24 protein-coding genes are annotated in these 23207 nt (G+C 64.4%); 6 read left to right on the forward strand and 18 right to left on the reverse strand.

The annotated features are described in order from the left end of the window. The first annotated feature begins 4 nt into the window (after nt 1-4). Nucleotides 5-1249 (forward strand): flagellar hook protein FlgE, encoded by a 1245-nt coding sequence (flgE, locus tag ACPTTF_RS27580; RefSeq protein WP_423369016.1) that lies wholly within the window; start codon nt 5-7, stop codon nt 1247-1249. Between the two features lie 105 nt (nt 1250-1354). Here flgE and asd read toward each other — a convergent pair whose 3' ends face one another. From asd to ACPTTF_RS27615, 7 genes are all read right to left on the reverse strand, one after another. Then, complete coding sequence (gene asd / locus ACPTTF_RS27585; RefSeq protein ID WP_226116299.1) at nt 1355-2476, reverse strand: aspartate-semialdehyde dehydrogenase; 1122 nt, start codon at nt 2474-2476, stop codon at nt 1355-1357. A 298-nt stretch (nt 2477-2774) separates the two neighbouring features. Then, on the reverse strand, nt 2775-3842 hold the full coding sequence (leuB, locus tag ACPTTF_RS27590) for a 3-isopropylmalate dehydrogenase (RefSeq protein ID WP_166953663.1): 1068 nt from the start codon (nt 3840-3842) through the stop codon (nt 2775-2777). Nucleotides 3843-3921: 79 nt separating this feature from the next. Then, nucleotides 3922-4572: a 3-isopropylmalate dehydratase small subunit gene (gene leuD, locus ACPTTF_RS27595; protein ID WP_166953679.1), complete on the reverse strand. Its 651-nt coding sequence runs from the start codon at nt 4570-4572 to the stop codon at nt 3922-3924. Nucleotides 4573-4640: 68 nt separating this feature from the next. Continuing rightward, nucleotides 4641-4787, reverse strand: a complete 147-nt coding sequence (locus tag ACPTTF_RS27600) for an entericidin A/B family lipoprotein (protein WP_166953681.1) — start codon at nt 4785-4787, stop codon at nt 4641-4643. A 3-nt stretch (nt 4788-4790) separates the two neighbouring features. After that, nucleotides 4791-6200: a 3-isopropylmalate dehydratase large subunit gene (gene leuC / locus ACPTTF_RS27605; protein ID WP_166953683.1), complete on the reverse strand. Its 1410-nt coding sequence runs from the start codon at nt 6198-6200 to the stop codon at nt 4791-4793. Nucleotides 6201-6434: 234 nt separating this feature from the next. Next, a complete protein-coding gene (locus ACPTTF_RS27610; RefSeq protein WP_423369017.1) occupies nt 6435-7193 on the reverse strand; it encodes a Tat pathway signal protein in 759 nt (252 codons plus the stop codon). 32 nt (nt 7194-7225) lie between these two features. Beyond that, complete coding sequence (locus ACPTTF_RS27615; protein WP_166953685.1) at nt 7226-8047, reverse strand: hypothetical protein; 822 nt, start codon at nt 8045-8047, stop codon at nt 7226-7228. Between the two features lie 365 nt (nt 8048-8412). Between ACPTTF_RS27615 and ACPTTF_RS27620 the strand changes: the two genes are divergently transcribed. Beyond that, on the forward strand, nt 8413-8736 hold the full coding sequence (locus ACPTTF_RS27620) for a cupin domain-containing protein (protein WP_423369018.1): 324 nt from the start codon (nt 8413-8415) through the stop codon (nt 8734-8736). Between the two features lie 128 nt (nt 8737-8864). Then, a complete protein-coding gene (locus ACPTTF_RS27625; protein ID WP_423369019.1) occupies nt 8865-9590 on the forward strand; it encodes a glutathione S-transferase in 726 nt (241 codons plus the stop codon). A 50-nt stretch (nt 9591-9640) separates the two neighbouring features. On the opposite strand, the gene ACPTTF_RS27630 is transcribed toward ACPTTF_RS27625, so the two are convergent. After that, complete coding sequence (locus ACPTTF_RS27630; protein WP_423369020.1) at nt 9641-10039, reverse strand: DUF4440 domain-containing protein; 399 nt, start codon at nt 10037-10039, stop codon at nt 9641-9643. A gap of 15 nt (nt 10040-10054) precedes the next feature. Next, entirely contained in the window at nt 10055-11440 is a 1386-nt protein-coding gene (locus ACPTTF_RS27635; protein ID WP_423369021.1) for an MFS transporter, read from the reverse strand. A gap of 193 nt (nt 11441-11633) precedes the next feature. Here ACPTTF_RS27635 and ACPTTF_RS27640 point away from each other — a divergent pair, with 193 nt between their 5' ends. Next, nucleotides 11634-12548 carry a LysR family transcriptional regulator gene (locus ACPTTF_RS27640; RefSeq protein WP_423369022.1) on the forward strand — a complete coding sequence of 305 codons (915 nt, stop codon included), beginning with the start codon at nt 11634-11636 and terminating at the stop codon, nt 12546-12548. A 104-nt stretch (nt 12549-12652) separates the two neighbouring features. Here ACPTTF_RS27640 and ACPTTF_RS27645 read toward each other — a convergent pair whose 3' ends face one another. From ACPTTF_RS27645 to ACPTTF_RS27655, 3 genes are all read right to left on the reverse strand, one after another. Continuing rightward, on the reverse strand, nt 12653-14185 hold the full coding sequence (locus tag ACPTTF_RS27645) for an amino acid permease (protein ID WP_423369023.1): 1533 nt from the start codon (nt 14183-14185) through the stop codon (nt 12653-12655). Between the two features lie 102 nt (nt 14186-14287). Next, nucleotides 14288-14752, reverse strand: a complete 465-nt coding sequence (locus ACPTTF_RS27650) for an Lrp/AsnC family transcriptional regulator (protein ID WP_011355736.1) — start codon at nt 14750-14752, stop codon at nt 14288-14290. A gap of 98 nt (nt 14753-14850) precedes the next feature. Beyond that, nucleotides 14851-15609 (reverse strand): dimethylarginine dimethylaminohydrolase family protein, encoded by a 759-nt coding sequence (locus ACPTTF_RS27655; RefSeq protein WP_423369024.1) that lies wholly within the window; start codon nt 15607-15609, stop codon nt 14851-14853. A gap of 396 nt (nt 15610-16005) precedes the next feature. On the opposite strand from ACPTTF_RS27655, the gene ACPTTF_RS27660 reads away from it, so the two are divergent. Next, nucleotides 16006-16425 carry a hypothetical protein gene (locus ACPTTF_RS27660; RefSeq protein WP_423391185.1) on the forward strand — a complete coding sequence of 140 codons (420 nt, stop codon included), beginning with the start codon at nt 16006-16008 and terminating at the stop codon, nt 16423-16425. 23 nt (nt 16426-16448) lie between these two features. Then, complete coding sequence (locus ACPTTF_RS27665) at nt 16449-17867, forward strand: NAD(P)-binding protein (RefSeq protein ID WP_423369026.1); 1419 nt, start codon at nt 16449-16451, stop codon at nt 17865-17867. Nucleotides 17868-18136: 269 nt separating this feature from the next. On the opposite strand, the gene gltA is transcribed toward ACPTTF_RS27665, so the two are convergent. The 6 genes from gltA to sdhC all read right to left on the reverse strand — a co-directional run bounded on the left by gltA (nt 18137) and on the right by sdhC (nt 23076). Beyond that, on the reverse strand, nt 18137-19438 hold the full coding sequence (gene gltA, locus ACPTTF_RS27670) for a citrate synthase (RefSeq protein WP_069251133.1): 1302 nt from the start codon (nt 19436-19438) through the stop codon (nt 18137-18139). Nucleotides 19439-19504: 66 nt separating this feature from the next. Then, the gene (locus tag ACPTTF_RS27675; protein WP_011355742.1) at nt 19505-19777 is read right to left on the reverse strand and encodes a succinate dehydrogenase assembly factor 2; all 273 of its coding nucleotides are present in this window, start codon (nt 19775-19777) and stop codon (nt 19505-19507) included. 7 nt (nt 19778-19784) lie between these two features. Next, nucleotides 19785-20486, reverse strand: coding sequence for a succinate dehydrogenase iron-sulfur subunit (locus ACPTTF_RS27680; RefSeq protein ID WP_006479352.1), 702 nt, complete (start codon nt 20484-20486; stop codon nt 19785-19787). A 21-nt stretch (nt 20487-20507) separates the two neighbouring features. Next, complete coding sequence (gene sdhA / locus ACPTTF_RS27685; protein WP_423369027.1) at nt 20508-22283, reverse strand: succinate dehydrogenase flavoprotein subunit; 1776 nt, start codon at nt 22281-22283, stop codon at nt 20508-20510. 3 nt (nt 22284-22286) lie between these two features. Continuing rightward, nucleotides 22287-22655 carry a succinate dehydrogenase, hydrophobic membrane anchor protein gene (gene sdhD / locus ACPTTF_RS27690; RefSeq protein WP_011355745.1) on the reverse strand — a complete coding sequence of 123 codons (369 nt, stop codon included), beginning with the start codon at nt 22653-22655 and terminating at the stop codon, nt 22287-22289. A 4-nt stretch (nt 22656-22659) separates the two neighbouring features. After that, nucleotides 22660-23076, reverse strand: a complete 417-nt coding sequence (sdhC, locus tag ACPTTF_RS27695) for a succinate dehydrogenase, cytochrome b556 subunit (protein ID WP_034185792.1) — start codon at nt 23074-23076, stop codon at nt 22660-22662. Nucleotides 23077-23207 lie beyond the last annotated feature (131 nt).

The raw sequence follows: 23207 nt of genomic DNA on the forward strand, positions 1-23207 counted from the left end.
GAACATGGGCTATCAACAGGGTTTGAGCGGGTTGGCCGGCGCGTCGAACAATCTCGACGTGATCGGTAACAACATCGCGAACGCAAACACGACCGGGTTCAAGGAGGGTCGCGCGAACTTCGCCGACATGTACGCGAATTCGGTCGCGACGTCGGTCAATACACAGATCGGCATCGGCACGCGGCTCGCGTCGGTGCAGCAGAATTTCAGCCAGGGGGGCATCAATACGACGAAGTCGTCGCTCGACGTCGCGATCAATGGCAACGGCTTCTTCCAGATGTCGAGTAACGGCGTGACGACATACTCGCGTGACGGCACGTTCCACCGCGACAAGAACGGCGCCATCATCGACTCGCAAGGCCGCAACCTGATGGGTTATGCGGCAGGCGCAGACGGCGCGATCAACACCGCGTCGACCGTGCCGCTGCAGGCGCCGACCAACAACTTCGCGCCGCGGGCCACGAACAAGATCACCGGCCAGTTCAACCTGAACTCGCAGGACAAGGTTCCGGCCAAGACGCCGTTCAATGCGAGCGACAACACGACGTACAACTACAATTCGTCGGTCCAGGTCTACGACACGCTCGGTGGCTCGCAACAGGTCACGATGTATTTCGCGAAGAGCGCAGCCGGCACGTGGCAAGCCTACGCGGGCGTGCAGGGCCAGACGCCGACGAATCTCGGCACCGTCACGTTCGACACATCGGGCCGGATCAGCTCGACGACGTCGGCCGCAACCGGCCAGCCGACGCCGAGCCTCGGTCAGTTCGCGTTCTCGATCCCCAACACGACGGGCGGCGCCAATCCGCAGAACCTGACGCTCGACCTGGGCGGCACGACGCAGTTCGGCGGGAAGGACGGCGTGACCAACCTCGCGCAGGACGGCTTCGCGAGCGGCACGCTGACGACATTCTCGATCGGCGCCGACGGCAAGCTGTCCGGCAACTACTCGAACGGCCAGAGCGCGGTGCTCGGCCTGATCGCACTCGCGAACTTCAACAACCCGAACGGGCTCGTGAACATCGGCGGCAACCAGTATGCGGAGTCCGCCGCGTCGGGCGTGCCGCAGATCTCCGCGCCGGGCAGTACGAACCACGGTACGCTGCAAGGTAGCGCGCTGGAGAACTCGAACGTCAACCTGACGACCGAGCTCGTGAACCTGATCACCGCGCAGCGCAATTACCAGGCCAACGCGCAGACGATCAAGACCCAGCAGACCGTCGACCAGACGCTGCTGAACCTGCGCTGATCCAGCCATGAAAAACGCGCCGCGCCAGCCTTGATATCGTCAAGGCCGACGCGGCGCGCCATCTTGTGCAACGCGGCCCGCGTATCGCGGGCCGGACACCCAAGCTTACTTGTCGAGCAGGATGCGCAGCATGCGGCGCAGCGGCTCGGCCGCACCCCACAGCAGCTGGTCGCCGACCGTGAATGCCGACAGGTATTCGCCACCCATCGCGAGCTTGCGCAGGCGGCCAACCGGCACCGTCAGCGTGCCGGTGACGTTCGCCGGCGACAGGTCGCGCATCGACGCTTCACGCTCGTTCGGCACAACCTTCACCCAGTCGTTCGCCGATGCGAGGATGCCGTTGATCTCGTCGAGCGGCACGTCCTTGTTCAGCTTGATCGTCAGCGCCTGCGAGTGGCAGCGCATTGCGCCGATCCGCACGCACAGGCCGTCGACCGGGATCGAACCCGGCTCGCCCATGGCCGGCTTGCCAAGGATCTTGTTGGTTTCCGCGCCGCCCTTCCACTCTTCCTTCGACATCCCGTTGCCGAGATCCTTGTCGATCCACGGGATCAACGAGCCGGCGAGCGGCACGCCGAAGTTGCTGGTCGGCATCGCGTCGCTGTTCATCGCGGCCAGCACGCGGCGGTCGATGTCGAGGATCGCGGAAGCCGGATCGGCGAGCTGCGCCTGAACCGCACCGTTCAGCGTGCCCATCTGCGCGAGCAGTTCGCGCATGTTCTGCGCGCCCGCACCCGATGCGGCCTGGTAGGTCATCGCCGTCATCCAGTCGACGAGGTTCTCGCGGAACAGGCCGCCGAGTGCCATCAGCATCAGGCTGACCGTGCAGTTACCGCCGATGAAGTTCTTCGTGCCCTTGACGAGCGCGTCCTTGATCACGTCGAGGTTGACCGGATCGAGGATGATGACCGCATCGTCCTTCATCCGCAGCGACGATGCCGCGTCGATCCAGTAGCCGTTCCAGCCGGCCGCGCGCAGCTTCGGGAACACGTCGTTCGTGTAGTCGCCGCCCTGGCACGTGATGATCACGTCGCACTTCTTCAGCTCGTCGACGTTGGTGGCGTCCTTGAGCGTAGTCTCGTTTTTCGCGAACGACGGCGCTTTGCCGCCCGTGTTGCTGGTGCTGAAAAACACCGGTTCGATCAGGTCGAAATCGCCCTCTTCCTGCATGCGCTGCATCAGGACGCTGCCGACCATGCCGCGCCAACCTACGAGACCTACGTTCATGACTAACCCTTTGATGGAGCTTCCCCGCCATTCCGTCCCCGGTGTGACCGCGCGGGGAAATAGGCGGGCACGACGGACGATCAGCGTTTAATGATCGTTTTCGTGGTAATGGTTTTCGTGATGACGATGGCGCGCGCACCCACACGGGCTGTGTTGCCGTGGAGTTTCAAGACCGGGGAGATCAGGGAAATAAGCGCCATCGTTCGAGTCTACACAAAGCCGGTTGCCCGCACAACGGCCAACCACACGCGAACCGGCCGAATTCGCGGCCCGTTCGCGCCCTTTCTACATGATTGCGTTACAGCGCCGCGACCACCGCGTCGCCCATCGCCGTCGTGCCGACGCGCTGGCAACCCGGCGTCGCGATGTCGCCCGTACGGTAGCCCTGTTCGAGCACCGTTTTCACCGCGCGCTCGATGCGATCGGCCTGCTCCGCACGATTCAGCGAGTAACGCAGCATCATCGCGGCCGACAGGATCGTCGCGAGCGGGTTCGCGATACCCTTGCCCGCGATGTCCGGCGCCGAACCGTGCGACGGTTCGTACAGGCCCTTGTTGTTCTTGTCGAGCGACGCCGACGGCAGCATGCCGATCGAGCCCGTCAGCATCGACGCTTCATCCGACAGGATGTCGCCGAACATGTTGCCGGTGACGACGACGTCGAACTGCTTCGGCGCCTTCGCGAGCTGCATCGCCGCGTTGTCGACGTACATGTGCGACAGCTCGACGTCCGCGTACTCCTTCGACACGTCGATCATGACGTCGCGCCAGAACTGCGACGTTTCGAGCACGTTCGCCTTGTCGACCGACAGCAGCTTCTTCGCGCGCTTTTGCGCAGCCTGGAACGCGACGTGCGCGATGCGGCGCACTTCCGGTTCCGAATAGCGCATCGTGTCGAAGCCTTCGCGTTCGCCCGCGAACGGGCCGTCCGGTGCAGCGCGCACACCGCGCGGCTGGCCGAAGTAGATGTCGCCGTTCAGTTCGCGCACGATCAGGATGTCGAGGCCCGCGACCAGCTCGGGCTTCAGCGGCGATGCATCGACGAGCTGCGGATAGCAGATCGCCGGGCGGAAGTTCGCGAACAGCTCGAGATGCTTGCGCAGCCCGAGGATCGCCTGCTCGGGGCGCAGCGCGCGCTCGAGCGAGTCGTACTTCCAGTCGCCCACGGCGCCGAACAGGATCGCGTCGGCTTCCTTCGCGAGCGCAAGCGTCGCGTCCGGCAGCGGATGACCGCTTGCCTCGTAGCCCGCGCCGCCAACCGGCGCCTGTTCGAGTTCGAACGTCTCGCCGAGTGCGTTCAGCACCTTCACGGCTTCATTGACGATTTCCGGACCGATGCCGTCGCCGGGCAGCACTGCAATCTTCATGCGAAATTCCTGACTGGGTAGGTTTTTATGGAGGCAGGCCGGCGAACGCGCCGCCGGCGCGCCCGCCCGAAAGGCACGATCAGCCGACCAGCTTGGTGTTGAGCCACGGCTGCTTCACGAGGCGCTCCGCTTCGAACTGGCGAATCTTGTCCGCATGGCGCAGCGTGAGGCCGATGTCGTCGAAGCCGTTCAGCAGGCAGTACTTGCGGAACGCGGTGATCTCGAACGGATACTCGCGGCCGTCGCCCGCGCGCACGACCTGCGCGTCGAGGTCGATCGTCAGTTGAAAACCGTTGAACGCAACCGTCTCGTTGAACAGGTGATCGACCTGCTGCTCGGTCAGCACGATCGGCAGCAGGCCGTTCTTGTAGCAGTTGTTGAAGAAGATGTCCGCGAAGCTCGGCGCGATGATCGCGCGGAAGCCGTACTGCTGCAGCGCCCACGGTGCGTGCTCGCGCGAGCTGCCGCAGCCGAAGTTCTTGCGCGCGAGCAGCACGGATGCGCCCTGGTAGCGCGGCTGGTTCAGCACGAAGTCGGGATTCAGCGGACGATTCGAGTTGTCCTGGCCCGGCTCGCCGTGATCGAGGTAACGCCATTCGTCGAACGCGTTCGGACCGAAGCCCGTGCGCTTGATCGACTTCAGGAACTGCTTCGGGATGATCGCGTCAGTGTCGACGTTCTCGCGATCGAGCGGCGCCACGACGCCGGTATGCACAGTGAATTTTTCCATGATCCGTCTATCCGGTTGAAGGGCCGGCGTTCAGCCGGCGCACATCGACAAATCCTCGTCGGGCCGCGTCATTCCGCGGCGCGCTTGATCGCGCTGCCGGCGGCGTTGACGTCCTGCCCGAAGCCCTGGACGGTGTTGCAGCCCGCGAGGCCGAAACCCAGCCCCGCCAGCGCCAGCGCGGCAACCAGCCGCGCAATGACCTTCGATGCCGTCACGCGTTACCCCAGCTGGCGAATGTCGACGAAGTGACCTTCGATGGCCGCGGCTGCCGCCATCGCGGGGCTCACGAGGTGCGTGCGACCGCCCGCGCCCTGCCGGCCTTCGAAGTTGCGGTTCGACGTCGACGCGCAGCGCTCGCCCGGATCCAGCCGGTCGGCATTCATCGCGAGGCACATCGAGCAGCCCGGCTCGCGCCATTCGAAGCCGGCATCCGTGAACACCTTGTCGAGCCCTTCGCGCTCGGCCTGCGCCTTCACGAGGCCCGAGCCCGGCACGACCATCGCGAGCCGCACGTTCGACGCGACACGACGGTTCAGCTTCTTCACGACGTACGCGGCTGCGCGGATGTCCTCGATTCGCGCGTTCGTGCACGAACCGATGAAGATCTTGTCGACCTTGATCGATTCGATCGGCGTGTTCGGCTCGAGCGCCATGTAGGCCAGCGCACGCTCCATCGCGTCACGCTTGACCGGATCCTTCTCGCGCTCGGGATCGGGTACGCGACCGTCGATCGACGTGACCATTTCCGGCGACGTACCCCACGTGACCTGCGGCACGATCTCGGCTGCGTTCAGCTCGACCACGCGATCGAACTGCGCGCCTTCGTCCGACTTGAACTGGCGCCAGTATTCGACGGCCTGATCCCATTCCGCGCCGGTCGGCACGAACGGACGGCCCTTCAGGTAATCGATCGTCGTGTCGTCCACCGCGACCATGCCCGCGCGCGCGCCGGCTTCGATCGCCATGTTGCAGACGGTCATGCGGCCTTCCATCGTCAGCGCGCGAATGGTCGAGCCGCCGAATTCGATCGCGTAGCCCGTGCCGCCGGCCGTGCCGATCTTGCCGATGATCGCGAGCACGATGTCCTTCGCGGTACAGCCGCGCGGCAGCGTGCCCTCGACCTTCACGAGCATGTTCTTGCTCTTTTTCTGCAGCAGGGTTTGCGTGGCGAGCACGTGCTCGACTTCCGACGTGCCGATGCCGTGCGCGAGCGCGCCGAACGCACCGTGCGTCGACGTATGCGAATCGCCGCACACGATCGTCATGCCCGGCAGCGTCGCGCCCTGCTCCGGCCCGATGATGTGGACGATGCCCTGGCGCACGTCGTTCATCTTGAACTGCGTGATGCCGAACGCATCGCAGTTCGCGTCGAGCGTGTCGACCTGCAGCTTCGAGACGGGATCGGCGATGCCGTGGCTGCGATCGGTGGTCGGCACGTTGTGGTCCGACACGGCCAGGTTCGCGCTGATGCGCCACACCGGACGCTGCGCGATCTTCAGCCCTTCGAATGCCTGCGGGCTCGTGACTTCATGCAGCAGCTGACGGTCGATGTAGAGCAGAGTCGTGCCGTCTTCCTCGGTGTGGACCACGTGGGTGTTCCACAGTTTGTCGTAGAGAGTCTGTGCCATGGGTATGCGGGGTCGTTGTGACTACAAGCCTTGCGGATGCGGTCGATTATGCCACGCAGAACGCATCACGGCGCAGGCCGGATGCGAAAAAACCCATTAAAAACAGTGGTTTGGCTGGTAGTGCCAATACCTGTATCGGCATTACCCGGCAAAACGGGGCACGCACGATCCGGCGGATGACGATCGCGCAGACGCGTCGCCCGGATCTCACGCCGTGCCCCGCGGCCGACGGTGTCAGCCGTTCGGGTACTCGCGGTTGATCAGGTCGAGCCGCAGCATCGCGAGCTGCATGCCGGCGTTGTTCAGCAGGTAGAGGTCGCGCCGCCGCATGGCCGCCATCTGCGCGGACGTGTCGTAGAGCGACGGCAGCGTGAAGCCGGCCGGCACCGCCGCCTGCATCCCCGCCACATTCGACACGCGCACAGCGAGCGACGCCTGATCCAGATGCGTGACGACACCGACCTTGCCGAGCGCTGCGGCCGAGCCGGCCTGCTTGACGATTGCGGCGGCGACGCCATCGGGGGTCGGTATCGGGCTGCCGGCCGCCAGGGCAGGTGTCGCAATCGACGTCACGCCGGCCGTCAGGCCGTATTTCGACGCGAGCACGCTGGCGATGTCCTGCTGCGCGAAGATCGGCGCCGTGACCTTCTGCCGAAGCTGGAACACGGCGTCGGCAATCGCCTCGTTGACGGGGCCCGGTACGGGTGCAGCGGCCGATGCCCCGGCGCGGTTGCCGAAACTGAACGCGGCGATCGTATTGATGGAAGCCGCGGCGACGGTCGGCGGCGTCCACGAGAAAAACGTGTCGAGCAGATAGCCGGTTTCGTCGGTGGCGGTCGCGCGATCGTTCAGTTCGTTCGTCAGCTTGCCGAGCATCTGGCGCTGCAGTTCTGCATCGTCGGCAGGCGCGTCGCTCGCGAACACGGGCGTGGCGGCCGCGCACGATGCCGCGAGGACGGAGGTGGAAGCCAGGAAATGGCGACGGGTATTCATGGTCATGAGAGTCGTATGGGAAGCGGAAGGCGTCAGCCCTTCGGGAACGCCTGCATCGTCGCGGTCACCGCGCGCGTCAGCATCTGCGCATACATGTCGTGCACGAGGTAGAGGCTGCGGTTGCGCGTCCACGGCTGGCCCGACTGCGGGTCGTATGTCGTCGGCAACGCGACCTCGGCGACGGCAGCCGCCTTCATGCCCGCCTGCTGTGACGTCTGGATGCAGCGCTTCGCGTGATCTCGGTGGCCAACCACCGCGACGGTGCCCATCGCCGCCGCCCCACCCGCACGCGACACGGCCACGGCCGCGACGCCTGCGGTGCTCAGATACACGATCGAGCCGTCGTTCGCGATCACCGGTTCGACCGACGACAGCACGTCGGCGCCCATTCCATATTTCGACACGAGGAAACGCGCGATTTCCCACTGCGCATAGACCTTGACGGGCTTCAGCTGACGGATGCGGTACACGGCGTCCGCGAGCGCTTCGTTCACGGGCCCCGGATCGGGCAGCGCCGACTGGTTGCCGCCGGTGCTCGACGTGTTGCCGCTCGCCGCATTCGGACGGTTGCCGAAGCTGTACGCGACGATCGCGCCGATCTGCGCGGCCGGCACTGTCGGCAGGTCCCACGTGAAGCCGACGTCGGTCATCGCCGGGACGATCGCGTTGACGACCGCCGCATCTCCGAGCTGCGCGTTCAGTTTCGCGGACATCTGCGCGGCGAGCGCGCTGTCGGTGATCGGTGCCGACGTGACGTCGTCGCCACCGCATGCGCTCAGCAGTGAAGACGCCGCGACGGCTGGCGCGGCGGCGAGGAATTTTCTTCGGGACGAAGCCGGGGAATGCTGACTCATGAGCACGATACGCAATGATGCGAATGACGACCGCACCTGGCGACAGGCAGGGTCAATGGAATTCGCAGGGTCAAGGGGAAAGGCAATCGGGCGAGTTCGCGCGAACCGGAATCGCGGCGCACCACCGATCGACGAAGCGCGATCCTAGGCGGCGTTGGTTAAATTGCGGTGAAAACACCGGCCGAATCCGCTCGATCGCCGCGCCGTTTCGCCGACGGACGATTTTGTTTCACATGCGGTGAGCGAATCGCATGCTTGTTTCGCCGGTGGCGCGCTCGCGACAGGTACGGGGTTTCGACGTATCGACACCCGCGCTACGATGGCGCAATACACGCCCCCACGATCCAGACTCGGAGCCCACCACGATGAAACTCGGCCTGAACGCATCGCTCGCCCGTCTCGACGACGAAGGCACGCTGTTCACGACATTGTTTCGGCACGGCACGCTCGACATCGAGCTGTACCGGCCACGCATCGAGGACACGCAGAAGCCGCACACACGCGACGAGGTCTACGTGATCGCCACCGGCACGTCGCGCTTCGTCGTCGACGGACGCGAATGCGAGGTCGCGGCCAGTGACGTGCTGTTCGTCCCGGCACACGCCGAACACCGCTTCATCGGCTTCTCCGACGACTTCTCGACCTGGGTGTTCTTCTACGGCCCCGAAGGCGGCGAGCGCAGCGCGTAGCGGGCGATGCGCGCGGCACTTTTCGTGCGATCGCCTAGACTGTCTATTCGCAGCGGGCGGCACGCGACGCGCGGCCGCCCGGTCGTCACGATGCCGGTGGCAGCCGGTTCAACGAACGGGAAAACAGCATGCGATACGAACTCTATTACTGGCCCGAGATCCAGGGCCGAGGCGAGTATGTGCGGCTCGCGCTCGAAGCGGCGGAAGCCGACTATGTCGACGTCGCGCGCGAATCGGGGCGCGGCATGGGTGTGCCGGCGATGATGCGCATGATGGACGGCACGAAGGCGGAATGCGTGCCGTTTGCGCCGCCGTTCCTGAAAGCCGGCGACCTGGTGGTCGGGCAGACCGCGAACATCCTGCTGTTCCTCGGCGCGCGGCTCGAGCTCGCGCCGGACGACGAAGCCGGCCGGCTGTGGGTGCACCAGCTTCAGTTGACCGTGGCCGATTTCGTCGTCGAGATCCACGACACGCACCATCCGATCGCAAGCGGCCTCTACTACGAGGACCAGCAGGCGGAAGCCGCCGAGCGCGCGGCCGACTTCCTCGAAAACCGGCTGCCGAAATTCCTCGGCTACTTCGAGCGCGTACTCGACCAGAATCCGCACAAGAGCGGCTACCTTGCCGGCAACGCACTCAGCTATGCGGACCTGTCGATGTTCCAGTTGATCGAGGGGCTGCGTTACGCGTTTCCGAAAGCAATGAAGCGCGCGGAACGGAAAATCCCTGCGCTGGTCGCGCTGCACGACCGCGTCGCAGAGCATCCGCCGGTCGCGCGCTATCTCGCGTCGGAACGCCGCATCCCGTTCAACGACATGGGCATCTTCCGGCACTATCCGGAGCTGGACAAGTAATGCCGGCACGGCATCCGCGCCGCTTCATGCACGACGACGGATGCCCCCGCTCACGCGGCGACCGGCGTCTCGTGCAAATGACGCCACACGATCAGCCCATCCGCCTCGCGCCGGAACACGACCGTCGAGCGCCGCACCGTGCGCCGCCCTTGCGCGTCGGTCTGCGTCTCGCGATAGCCGATCGTCGCGCCGTCGGCCCACACCGCAAGCCCGCGCAACTCGTCGATGTCGATCACCAGCCCGGGACGCGCGCCGTGCCCGTCTGAAAACAGCGCATCGACGCCCGCGTAATCGAGCACCGTGCCCGACATCGTGATCATCGAAAATCCCGGCGAGAAACGCGCCATCAGCGTCGCGAGCCGCTCGGGGCCGGCACGACCGGACAACCAGCACGCGATGTCGGCAACGGTATCGACGACTTCCTTGAAATACGGATTCGGTACATTCATAAGGCTCTCAGGTTCTCACGAGTGGGATGAAACGGGTTGCGCGACCGGCGCATGGTGTGCGGGAAGCCGTGCGATCAGGCCGAGCAGCAGCAAGGTCAGCACGACCGCCAGCCCGAAGCACCAACGGTACGGCGCGAGCGACGGGCCGCCGGCGTCGAACGCCAGCAACGCATTGAGCGCGCTGCCGAGCACGGCCACGCCGACGCAAAAACTCAACTGGCGGTTGATGTTCCACAGCGCGCTCGCGTCGCCCATCCGGTCGGCCGGCACATCGACGAACGCCGCGCTTTGCGACGTGCTCGTGCACAGGCTCGCACCGAACCCCATCGCCGCGAATGCCGCGATGCGCACAGCCTCGACGCCGGCCCACGGCGTCGCGAGCAGTGCGATGCCGACGCAATCGATCGCGATGCCGCACGCGAACAAAGGCTTCGCGCCGTGGCGCGGAAAGCAGCGGCGCGTGGTCGCGATCGCGAAGAACGCCGCGATCGCCCACGGCAGCATCAGCGCGCCGACATGCGCCGCGCTCAATCCGAGCGCGTTCTGCAGATAGAGCGACGCGACGAGGTTAACGCCCGTAAAGATGCCCGGCACGCACAGATAGACCACCACACCGGTCCGCAGCAGCGGCTGGGCGAGCAGGCGCAGGTCGACGACCGGCGACATCGCACGACGCGCATGCGCCACATAGCCGGCGCCTGCCGCGACCGCGACGGCCAGCATCGCGAGCGGGAAACCCGCGCCGCCGGGCTGCCCCGCGGCGGTCAGCCCGAGCAACAGCGCGACGAGTGTTGCCGCACTCAGGCCGAGCCCCGGCCAGTCGAGCCGCGGCGGCCGGTCGCGCGCGCCGTCGCGCGGCAGCCAGGCGAACGCGAGCGCGCAGGTCGCGGCCGCGATCGGCAACATCGCGAAGAAGATCGCGCGCCACGACCCGCGATCGACGATTGCCCCGCCGATCGCAGGTGAAACCGCGGGCACGAGCAGCGCGACCATCATCACGACCGACGTGAGCCGCGCCCGCGCTTGCGGCGGATACGCGCGATAGGCCATCGTCTGCCCGACCGGAATCAGCAGCCCGCCGCCGAGCCCCTGGACCAGCCGCCACGCGAGCAGCGCCTCGATCGACGGCGACGCGCCGACGCCGGCACTGCCGATCCCGAACAGCAGCAACGATACGGCGAACACGCGCCGCTCGCCGCAGCGGCGCGCGAGCCACGTGCCGAACGGAATCACGACGGTCAGGCCGAGCACATACATGTTCCCGACCCACGCAAGCTGCGCGACCGACGCGTGCAGTTCGCGCTGCAGCGCCGGATACGCGGCGTTCAGCATGAACATGTTCGCGAGGTCGATCGCGAAGCCGAGCAGGTAGACGGCGGCAATTCTGGAACGGTCTGGCATGGCGGCGGGAACATCACGAAACGCCGCAGTGTAGAAGCGGGCGCGCACATCGGTAAGCGGCCGGATTCGACGAGTCTCGTCGAATTTTTTTGACAATCGGATCGCGCTGCCACGACGCTACGACGCCGCACGCGCCGCACATTCGGGTACCCTTCGAGCGATCCAACGCATAGACAGGACCCACGCCCCAACCATGGTGAGCCTCGATCGTTTCGCCGTATTCCGTGCCGTGGTCGAAGCCGGTTCGTTCACGGCCGCCGCAACCGCGCTGAACCAGGCGCGGGCGGCCGTCAGTTTCAACGTGAAGCAGCTCGAAACCGAGCTCGGCGTCACGCTGCTCACGCGGACGACCCGGCGTGTCGAGCTGACCGACGCAGGCGAGCGTTTCTACCAGCGCTGCCTGCGCGTGCTCGAAGAAGCCGAAGGTGCGATCGACGAGGTGCGCGGCGAGCACGGCGGGATGCAGGGCATCCTGCGCGTGACGTCGACGGTCGAGTATGCGGCGCGCGTCCTCGCACCGATGCTGCATGCGTTCACCGCGCAGCATCCCGCGTTACGCGTGCGGCTCGAAACGCATACGTCGCAGGCCGATCTCGTGCGCGACCGCTTCGACGTCGCGATCCGGCTCGGACGCCACGAGCACTTTCGCGACCTGCCCTATCGCGGCGTCTGCCTTGCCACCTACGACGTGCTCGCCGTGATGGCGCCCGACCTGCCGGCGAAGGCCGGGCGCCCGCAGCCGGCGTCGCCCGACGACCTCGCCCGCATGCCGCAGCTCGGCCACAGCCGGCTCGAGCGGATCGCCGAATGGACGCTCACCGATCGCGCGGGCAACGAACATGCGTTTCGACCGGCCACGAAGCCTCGCGTCGTCGTCGACAACGCATCGGTGTTGAGTGAACTCGCGCGCCAGGGCAGCGGCGTTGCGTTGCTGCCCGAATGGCTCGTGCGCGACGATCTCGACAGCGGCGCACTGGTCGATGCGCTGCCCGCCTACCGGTTTCCGCAGCAGAGCGTCTACGCGCTGTACGTCGCGACGCGGCACGTGCCGCAGAAAGTGCGCGCGTGGGTGGACTTCATGAAGGAGCAATTGCAGCACGTGCACTGAGCGCGGTTTGCGTGTGTCGCCGCGCGCAGGCCGCAGCAGCAGAGCCGGCCGTACGGTCGTACGAAACGACCGGCTTCCGTTGCCGCGCTTGCAGCACCGCGCAATCAGTGCGGGTGCCCGTGCTGCGAGGCCGTCGCATCGACGGCCTCGACCGAACGCGTCAGCCACGGCCCGATGTCCATCTCCTCGTAGCGCACGAGCCGGCTCTTGCGCGCACGGCGGTACGCCCACCAGATCGCGACGAACAGCGGAATCCACACGTAGATCGACAGCACTTCCATCCAGTCGATATGGGCCGCGAAGAACGCCTGGTAATCCTGCCCGAGCGAGATCACGATGCAGATCGCGATCGCGAACAGCGGCCCGAACGGGAACCATTTCGCGCGGTACGGCAGTTGGTCGAGCCGGTAGCCCTGCTTCAGGAACCCCTTGCGGAACCGGTAATGGCACACCGCGATGCCGAGCCACGCGATGAAGCCCGTAATGCCGACCGTGTTCAGCAGCCACAGATAGATGCCCTGGTTGTTGGTCAGCGACGTGAGGAAACACAGGCCGCCGACGGCCATCGTCGCGTACAGCGCGTTGCGCGGCACGCCGCCCGGCGACAGCGTCGCGAACATCGCCGGCGCGCGCCCTTCCGCCGCAAGGTTGTACAGCATCCGCGTCGCCGCGTAGGTGCCGGAATTACCGGCCGACAGCACGGCCGTCAGGATCACGAGATTCATTGCACCGGCCGCGAGCCGGAAACCCGCATGGCTGAACACCAGCGTGAACGGGCTTACGCCAATGTCGGTCACGTCGCTCTTCAGCAGGTTCGGGTCGGTGTACGGCACCAGCAGGCCGATCACGAAGATCGCGAACACGTAGAACAGCATGATCCGCCAGAAGATCTGCTTCACCGCGCGCGGGATCGTCTTGCGCGGGTTCTCCGATTCGCCGGCCGTGATCCCGACCAGCTCGGTACCGAGAAACGAGAATCCCGCGATCAGCGCGACGCTCATCATCGCGTGCACGCCGCCGACGAACGGCGCGTCGCCCGTCGTGAAGTTGCGCAAGCCGACCGGATGCCCGTTCCCGATCAGGCCGGCGGCGATCAGCAGCCCGGCCGCGATGAACGCGACCACCGTGACGACCTTGATCAGCGAGAACCAGTATTCCGATTCACCGAAGCCGCGCACCGACAGCGTGTTCAGCAGGAAGATCAGCACGAGGAAGCCCGCGCCCCACCAGATGCCGGGTATGGTCGGAAACCAGTAGCGCATCACGATCTGCGCGGCGACCAGCTCGATCGCGATCGTCACGGCCCAGCTGTACCAGTAGGTCCAGCCGAGCGCGACGCCGAAGCCTTCGTCCACGTACTTCTCGCCGTAGATCGCAAACGAACCCGATACCGGCATCAGTGCGGCCATCTCGCCGAGGCCCGTGACGACGAAGTACACCATCAGCCCGATCGCGATATACGCGGCGATCGCACCGCCCGGCCCCGCCTGCGCGACCGACGCACCCGACGCGACGAACAGCCCCGTGCCGATCGAGCCGCCAATCGCGATCATCGCGATGTGGCGGCCCTGCAGACGGCGCTTCAGCGTCGTTCCCGACGGCTCGGCCGTCTCCGCTGCCGCTTGCAAAGCATCCATAGTGTTCACCCTGATTGGATTCGGGCCGGACAATTTGATTCGGAATACAAATTGTCCGGCCCGGTCATTCGCCTCTAAACCGGCCCTTCCCGGCCGGCCGCATCACACGACGCTGCGCTTGATCGCCTGCAGTTCGGCTGTTGTCACGATCTTCTCGATCCGGAACCGCGGGCTTTCCAGCCACACGTTCGCGATCCGCCGGTACTCGTCGAGATCCTCGCACGCGAGCCGCACGAGAAAATCGAACGTGCCGCTGACGAGCCAGCAATCGAGCACGGCCGGATTCGCACGCATCTCGTCCTCGAACGGCGCCTGCGAACGACCGTGGTCGGCCAGCGTGATCTGCGCGATCACGACGATCGGCTTGGTCGCGCGCGGCGCCTTGATCACCGCGCGGTAGCCTTCGATCACGCCGAGCGCCTCGAGCCGCTCCACGCGCGCCTGGCAGGGCCGCGGCGTGAGGTTCACGAGCTCGGACAGCTTCCGGTAGGAAATCCGCCCGTCGGTACGCAGGATATCGAGGATCCGGAGATCGATCTTGTCGAGCTGCATCTTCTTGTCGGTCATCCGCGTTCGCTCCGGTCGGATCGTGGCTGGTGCGCGGAACGTCTCCTTGTCCGCGCGGGGGCCACATTATCCGGCCGAAGCGGCCGCGCGCCAATCGGCTAGAACCGCAGCGACAGGCAGGTCAGGCCGCCGTCCATCTTGCGGAACTCGCTCGTATCGATCACGTGCAGCGGCATGCCGAGCGACGCGATCGCGTCGTGCACGCGCGGGTAGCCGGCCGGCGTGATCAGCGTGCCGTTCACACGCAGCGTGTTGCCCGCGTATTCGTCGGCGGCCGAGATCGCGATCCGGCGATAGTCGGCGAACGCCGGATGCGCGGCCAGCGCTTCGGTTACGAGCAGCGTGTCGTCGCCGAGCGCGTTGACGACCGACTTCAGGTGCAGGCCGGCACCGACCGGCACCGCGACGACCGAGTAGCCGAAGCGCGACACCAGCGATTCGAACGCGGCAATGCCTTCGGCATCGGTGCGGCCCGTCAGGCCGATGAAGAAGCGCTTGCCGACCAGCATCACGTCGCCACCATCGAGACGGCCGTCCTGCATCGGCAGCAGGTCGCGATGCGCGGCGAGCGCCGCTTCGATGTGCACCGTCTCGCCGCGCCGTGCGGGCGCACCAGGGCGCGTGATCACCGCGAACTCGGGCGTCACGACCGCGACGTCCTCGACGAAATGCGAATCGGGGAACGCGTCCAGCGGCGGCAGTTCGGTCAGCTCGACGCCGAGCGTGCGCAGCGCGTCGCAGTATGCATGGAACTGGGTGAGCGTCTTGTCGTAGTCGGGCGCGCCGAGTTCGGCGGTGGTCAGGCCCGCGCTACAAGACGGCGCGGGGCGGCGAACGATCGCTTGCGTGAATTGCATCGACTCCTCCATGGTCTGCGCCGCACCCTTGCGGAGCAAAGGCCAGCGGCGTTGTGTCCGGACCATTATCGGAAGCCAAATTGCGCAATTCGTGTCGATTTCGACTCCGGCGACAGCCGATTGCGTCGAATTGCGCGAAAACCGCAGCCGATTCGGCAAGAGGCATCCAGGCACACGCGCCAGGTCTGCGATTGGGCTCCGCACACGCGATTCGACAGCGCGTCTAGCCGCTGCATCGCGCGCCCGGCCATCTGACGCACCCGCACCGCCCAGCCCGGTCGACGCTCCAACGTACGATTGCCCGATCGGCGTTTCGTATTCAGAATACCGATCACAATATCCAATCACCGCAGCGCTTCGGGAAAGAGACCTACTGTGACTCACGACACACTGACCATGATCGTGTTACGCATATTGCGCTATCACACACCGCCCGCCATCGAGTTCGACACACTGGCCAGTCTCGCCTATTCGAATCTGCCCGTGCGATCGCGAAACGGGCTCGAGCCGTCAGCGCGTATTCTCGCGAATCGCAAGCGCCGCCTCCGCACGATGATCGACGAACTTGTCGGACTGGGCATCGTCGTCCGGGACGAGGAAGGCTCCTCCCTGCTTCTGGCCGCCCCCTCTCCGGACGGTCGCGTTGGGGGGGGAAACGGGAACCCGCCGCCGCCCGGCAACAATGCCGGCGGCGATGGCGATGGCGATGGCGATGGCAACGGACTGGGGCAAGTGCTGGCCCATCCGATCCTGTTCGCCTATTCCGATGATGACTTCGATCAGGCACTCGACAACGCACTTGAGAGATTCCAATGACCCGGATAAACAACTCGCTGTCCATGTTGTCGCTCAAGTGCGCGCACAACACCTTCGACCTGTCATCCGGACTGGGCCATGTCAGCATTCGCGATCAGATCGTGCGTGCAAAACTGCTCATTCGCGATCTGCACGGTTCGGGCCTCTCCCCGCGGAGAATCCTCGTCGTGGGCGCCGGCATTGCAGGCGTCTGCGCAGCAGTGGAAGCCGCCCTTGTCGGTATCGAAGTTGTCTGCGTCGACACTAACCCGCGCCCCTTCGAGCTACAGCACGCGACCTCGCATCGCTACGTCGGTCCATACATGTACGAATGGCCCGCGAATATCTGCCGCCCTCAGGACTTTCCACCCAAAGACTGGCCCGCACGCGCGTTGCCATGGGCGGCTTTCGGTACCAGCATCGGTTGGGAAAGTGCCGAACCGTTGAAATCCAGTGATCTTGCCGACAGGCTGACTCGCTGGCTTGAGGAATGGCTGGACACCCCGCGTCCCACGGCGCATTTCGTCAGCCCGGTCTTTCTCACGAAGGTCGATAAAAACCGGATTCGGACCTGGGTCAAAAAATTCGTATCGCACCGCGGCCCCCTTCCGCTCACACTGCCCGGAAACGCATGGCCGACTGACGATGCACATACGGTACAGGACTTCCTCCCCGACTTCGTCATTCTGGCAGCCGGCATGGGAACCGAACGAACCGTCCTCGAAGGCGATGTGAAAGGCCTGCCGTTCTGGAAGGACGACCAACTCAAGGCCACCACTACTGCCGATGAACAAGTCGGGGTTTTTGGCGCCGGTGACGGGGCACTTCAGGATTTTCTCCGGGCATTGACACGCTACGACCATCCGCTGCAGTTTATCGATGCACTCCATGCCGATCCGGTGGTGCACGCGGCCTTCACTTCGCAACACGAGTATTTAATGCTGGTGGAGCACCAGAACAGAATGATGGCCGCCTGGACACACGATGGCGACTATCTTGCCAGACTGGATCTTCGCTGCCGTCACGTTGCCGAAACGCTATCCCGGCAATATGCGATACGTCGTGCAGTTGCGGCAGGCTTGCGGGAGGGCACCGGTAGCGTCCAGTTGTACTGCCGGGAAAAGCACTTCACCAAGGCTTATCTCTTGAACCGGTTCCTTGTCCATTTGATTTGCTGCTCGCTCCAAAACAGCTCGGACGAGTTTGCAGGACGTATGCGGTTCTCCGTCAATTTCGAACATACGGTGAAACACGCAGCCGAGTCGGCAGGCATGTACGAGATCGGCATCGAAAATCCCGGCAAAATGATCATTTGCCGTTCCTTCCACAAGATTTCAGTCAGACACGGGGTCAACCAGGATACAACTGCCGTCAAGCAGATGCTCGGACTTTCGAATGCCGCATTGGCCACGCGCACGACGTTGAGTCAGTTGCCCTTGCCGCTTTTCTACGACCGGATATAAGAGACAAGGGCACGGTACATTTCAAGCAGTCGTTCGCCCCGTCATAGCCCGAACTCCATCTGCGCCCGGCCGATGTCAGGTGCGTATCGGAAGCACGGCCACGCGCCCGACGACGACACGTCCGCACTCGACACGCCCCCCTTCACTGGAGCACCGCGCCGATCCGGCGCGCAAATGAAAACACCCCGACGGGATGACCCGTCGGGGTGTCGTGGCGTTGCGTTTTGCCCGACGCGAGCGGCCTGCCGGCCGTTCGCGCCGCACACGACTTAACGTGCGTTGAGCGGCTTCGCTTCGCGCGGCGTATCGCCGATGAACAGCTGACGCGGACGGCCGATCTTCTGCTCCGGATCGCCGATCATTTCGTTCCACTGTGCGATCCAGCCGACCGTACGTGCCATCGCGAAGATACACGTGAACATCGACGTCGGGATGCCCAGCGCGCGCTGGACGATGCCCGAGTAGAAGTCGACGTTCGGGTACAGCTTGCGCGACACGAAGTATTCGTCTTCCAGCGCGATCTTCTCGAGCTGCATCGCGAGCTTGAACAGCGGGTCGTCGTGCAGGCCCAGTTCGTTCAGCACTTCGTAGCACGTTTCGCGCATCAGCTTCGCACGCGGGTCGTAGTTCTTGTACACGCGGTGACCGAAGCCCATCAGCTTCACGCCCGAATTCTTGTCCTTCACCTGCTTGATGAATTCGGGGATGTTGTCCGGCGAACCGATCTGCTCGAGCATGTTCAGCGCGGCTTCGTTCGCACCACCGTGCGCCGGGCCCCACAGACACGCGATACCAGCGGCGATACATGCGAACGGGTTCGCGCCCGACGAGCCGGCCAGGCGGACGGTCGAGGTCGATGCGTTCTGCTCGTGGTCGGCGTGCAGGATCAGGATACGGTCGAGCGCGCGGACGAGCACGTCGTTGACCTTGTACTCTTCGCACGGGTTCGAGAACATCATGTGCATGAAGTTCGCGCTGTACGACAGCGAGTTCTTCGGATACACGAACGGCTGGCCGATGCTGTACTTGTAGGCCATCGCGACGAGCGTCGGCAGCTTCGCGATCATGCGGATCGCCGACACATCACGGTGACGCGGATCGTTGATGTCGAGCGAGTCGTGGTAGAACGCCGACAGCGCGCCGACTGCGGCGACCAGGATCGCCATCGGGTGCGCGTCGCGGCGGAAGCCACGGAAGAAGAAGTGCATCTGCTCGTGCACCATCGTGTGCTTCGTGACGGTGTCGACAAATTCCTTCTTCTGCGCTGCGTTCGGCAGTTCACCCTTCAGCAGCAGGTAGCAGCTTTCGAGGAAGTCGGCGTTTTGCGCGAGGTTGTCGATCGGGTAGCCGCGGTACAGCAGCTCGCCCTTGTCGCCGTCGATGTACGTGATCGCCGAATTACAAGCTGCCGTCGACATGAAGCCCGGGTCGTACGTGAACTTGCCGGTCTGGCCGTACAGCTTGCGGATGTCGATTACGTCCGGGCCCATCGTGCCCTTGTAAATCGGCAGTTCGACGCTCGGCGAGTTGTCGCTGAACGATAGCGTGGCTTTAACATCAGACGGAGTCATGGCACATCCTCAATCGAAATAAAGAAACGGGATTCGATAACGGGCACAACGCGTTACACATTGGCGTTACACGTTGCGCAGCATCTCCAACAGCCGGTGAATATCCGGGCTGTCTAGGTCGCCTTCTGGTTCCTTGCGCGCGAGGAGCAAGTCCATCAGGTCGTTGTCGCTCAGATCGAGCAGGCGCGACAACGCGCCTACGTCTGCATCGGTGAGGTCATGCTCGTATCTGCTGAAGAAACGCTCGAAGATGATGTCGTTTTCCAGCAGACCCCGCCGCGCGCGCCAGCGAAGGCGCGCGCGGCGGTGCGGGTCGGATTGATGCGAATCGTCGCTCATTTCAACCTTAAACCGCGCGGCGAACCATCAGTTCCTTGATCTTGCCGATCGCCTTCGTCGGGTTCAGGCCCTTCGGGCAAACGTCGACGCAGTTCATGATCGTGTGGCAACGGAACAGACGGTACGGGTCTTCCAGGTTGTCGAGACGCTCGCCGGTGGCCGTGTCGCGGCTGTCCGCGATGAAGCGGTAAGCCTGCAGCAGGCCGGCCGGGCCGACGAACTTGTCCGGGTTCCACCAGAAGCTCGGGCACGACGTCGAGCAGCTCGCGCACAGAATGCACTCGTACACGCCGTCGAGCTCGTCGCGCTCTTCCGGCGACTGGAGACGTTCCTTCTCCGGCGGCGGCGCGTCGTTGATCAGGTACGGCTTGATCGAGTGGTACTGGTTGAAGAAGTGCGTCATGTCGACGATCAGGTCGCGCACGACGGGCAGGCCCGGCAGCGGACGCAGCACGATCTTCTGCGGCAGGTCGTTCAGGTTCGTCAGGCACGCGAGACCGTTCTTGCCGTTGATGTTCATCGCGTCCGAACCGCACACGCCTTCACGGCACGAACGGCGGAACGACAACGTCTCGTCCAGTGCCTTCAGCTTCACCAGTGCGTCGAGCAGCATGCGCTCATGCTGGATCTCGAGCTCGTACGTCTGCATGCGCGGCGCTGCGTCCTTGTCCGGATCGTAGCGGTAGACTTCAAAAATGCGTTTTGCCATTTCGGATTCCTTTGACTCGGCTTAGAACGTGCGCGGCTTCGGCGGCACGGATTCGACCGTCAGCGGCTTCATTTGAACCGGCTTGTAGTCGAGGCGATCGCCTTCGCTGTACCACAGCGTGTGGCGCAGCCAGTTCTCGTCGTCGCGGTGTTCGTAGTCGCTGTGTGCGTGCGCGCCACGGCTTTCCTTGCGCGCTTCCGCCGACACCATCGTGGCGCGAGCGACTTCGATCAGGTTCTCCAGCTCGAGCGCTTCGACGCGCGCGGTGTTGAACACCTTCGACTTGTCCTTCAGGTGGATGTTTTCCACGCGTGCTGCCAGGCCGGCCATCTGGTCGACGCCTTCCTTCAGCAGTTCGGATGTGCGGAACACGCCTGCGTGCTTCTGCATCGTCGAGCGGATGTCGTTCGCGATGTCCTGCGTGTATTCGCCCGAGGTCGACTTGTCGAGCTTCGCCAGGCGTGCCAGCGAGAATTCGCCTGCATCGGCCGGCAGCGGCTTGTGTTCCTTCTGGTTCTTCACGTGCTCGACGATGTGGTTGCCGGCCGCACGGCCGAACACCACGAGGTCCAGCAGCGAGTTCGTGCCGAGGCGGTTCGCGCCGTGCACGGACACGCACGAGCATTCGCCCACTGCGTAGAAGCCGTTGACCGGATCCTTGTGACCGCGCGACGTGCCGACGACCTGACCGTGGATGTTGGTCGGGATGCCGCCCATCTGGTAGTGGATCGTCGGGACGACCGGGATCGGTTCCTTGATCGCGTCGACGTTCGCGAACTTCAGCGCGATTTCGCGGATCGACGGCAGACGCTTCATGATCGTCTCGGCGCCGATGTGCGACAGGTCGAGCAGCACGTGATCCTTGTTCGGACCCACGCCACGGCCTTCCTTGATTTCCTGGTCCATCGAACGCGACACGAAGTCACGCGGCGCCAGATCCTTCAGCGTCGGTGCATAGCGTTCCATGAAGCGCTCGCCGTTCGCGTTGCGCAGGATACCGCCTTCGCCGCGCACGCCTTCGGTGATCAGCACGCCCGCGCCGGCCACGCCGGTCGGGTGGAACTGCCAGAACTCCATGTCCTGCAGCGCGATACCCGAACGCGCAGCCATGCCGAGGCCGTCGCCGGTGTTGATGAACGCGTTGGTCGATGCCGCGAAGATCCGGCCTGCGCCGCCCGTCGCGAACAGCGTCGTCTTGCCTTCCATGATGTAGACGTCACCCGTCTCCATCTCGAGGGCCGTCACGCCGAGCACGTCGCCTTCCGCGTCGCGGATCAGGTCGAGCGCCATCCATTCGACGAAGAACTGCGTCTTCGCTTCGACGTTCTGCTGGTACAGCGTGTGCAGCAGCGCGTGACCGGTACGGTCGGCGGCCGCGCAAGCGCGCTGGACCGGCTTCTCGCCGTAGTTCGCGGTGTGGCCGCCGAACGGGCGCTGGTAGATCGTGCCGTCCGCGTTGCGGTCGAACGGCATGCCGAAGTGCTCGAGTTCGTACACGACGTTCGGCGCTTCACGGCACATGAATTCGATCGCGTCCTGGTCGCCGAGCCAGTCGGAGCCCTTGATCGTGTCGTAGAAGTGGAAGTGCCAGTTGTCTTCGCTCATGTTGCCGAGCGATGCACCGATACCGCCCTGCGCGGCCACCGTGTGCGAACGCGTCGGGAACACCTTCGACAGCACGCCGACCGACAGGCCCGCGCGCGACAGTTGCAGCGCTGCGCGCAAGCCGGAGCCGCCCGCGCCGACGATCACCACGTCGAACTTGCGGCGCGGGAGGTTAGATTTGATTGCAGCCATTCTTTACACTCTCCAGAGAATCTGCGCGGCGTAGCCCGCACATGCGAGCAGCCAGACGATGGTCAGCGATTGCAGCAGCAGGCGCACACCGACGGGCTTCACGTAGTCCATCCAGATGTCGCGCACGCCGACCCATGCGTGGTAGAAGAGGGAAAGCAGCATCACGAAGGTCGCGAGCTTCATCCATTGCGCGGCGAAGATCGATGCCCAGCCTTCGTACGAGAAATCGTGCGCGCCGAAGAACAGGACGAGCAGAATGACCGTGTAGACTGCCATGATCGTGGCGGTGATGCGCTGCGCAAGCCAGTCGCGCAGGCCGTAGTGTGCGCCGACGACGAGGCGCTTCGAGCCGATTCGGTTATTGGCTGCCATTTTCTTAGAATGCTCCGAACAGTTTGAGTGCCATGGCGATCGTCAGGGCGATCGAGACGACAAAGACGACGACTGCCGTCCGCTTGCCGCCTTCCTTCGTGACGGCGTCGTGGTTGACGTCCATCAGCAGGTGGCGAATGCCGGCGCAGAAATGGTGGAAGAAGGCCCACGACAGTGCGAGGACGATCAGCTTGACGATGATGTTGGAGAGGAAAGCCTTGAAGACTTCGAAGCTGAGCTCGGACGTGAGGCTCTGGTCGAAGAGGAACAGCAGGAACGGCAGGAACAAGAACAGCAGCGCGCCGCTGACTCGATGGAGAATCGACAATATCGCTGCCAGCGGCATGCGATATTTCATCGTGATATCGCCGAATCCGATGTTCCGGTATTCCGGCCTCGGCTTTCTTACTGCATCAGTCATGCTAGACCCCTACTATGTTGTCACACTAATCCGCGATTTTAGCGCCTTTTTATATCGCGCTGCAGCGAAAGTCTGCTCTGGATAGTTGCGCGAACAAGAACAAAGGCGGCCCGAAACGTGCTTCGCGAGCG

Source organism: Burkholderia crassaminum (assembly GCF_964265005.1).
In the GTDB taxonomy this organism is placed as follows: domain Bacteria; phylum Pseudomonadota; class Gammaproteobacteria; order Burkholderiales; family Burkholderiaceae; genus Burkholderia.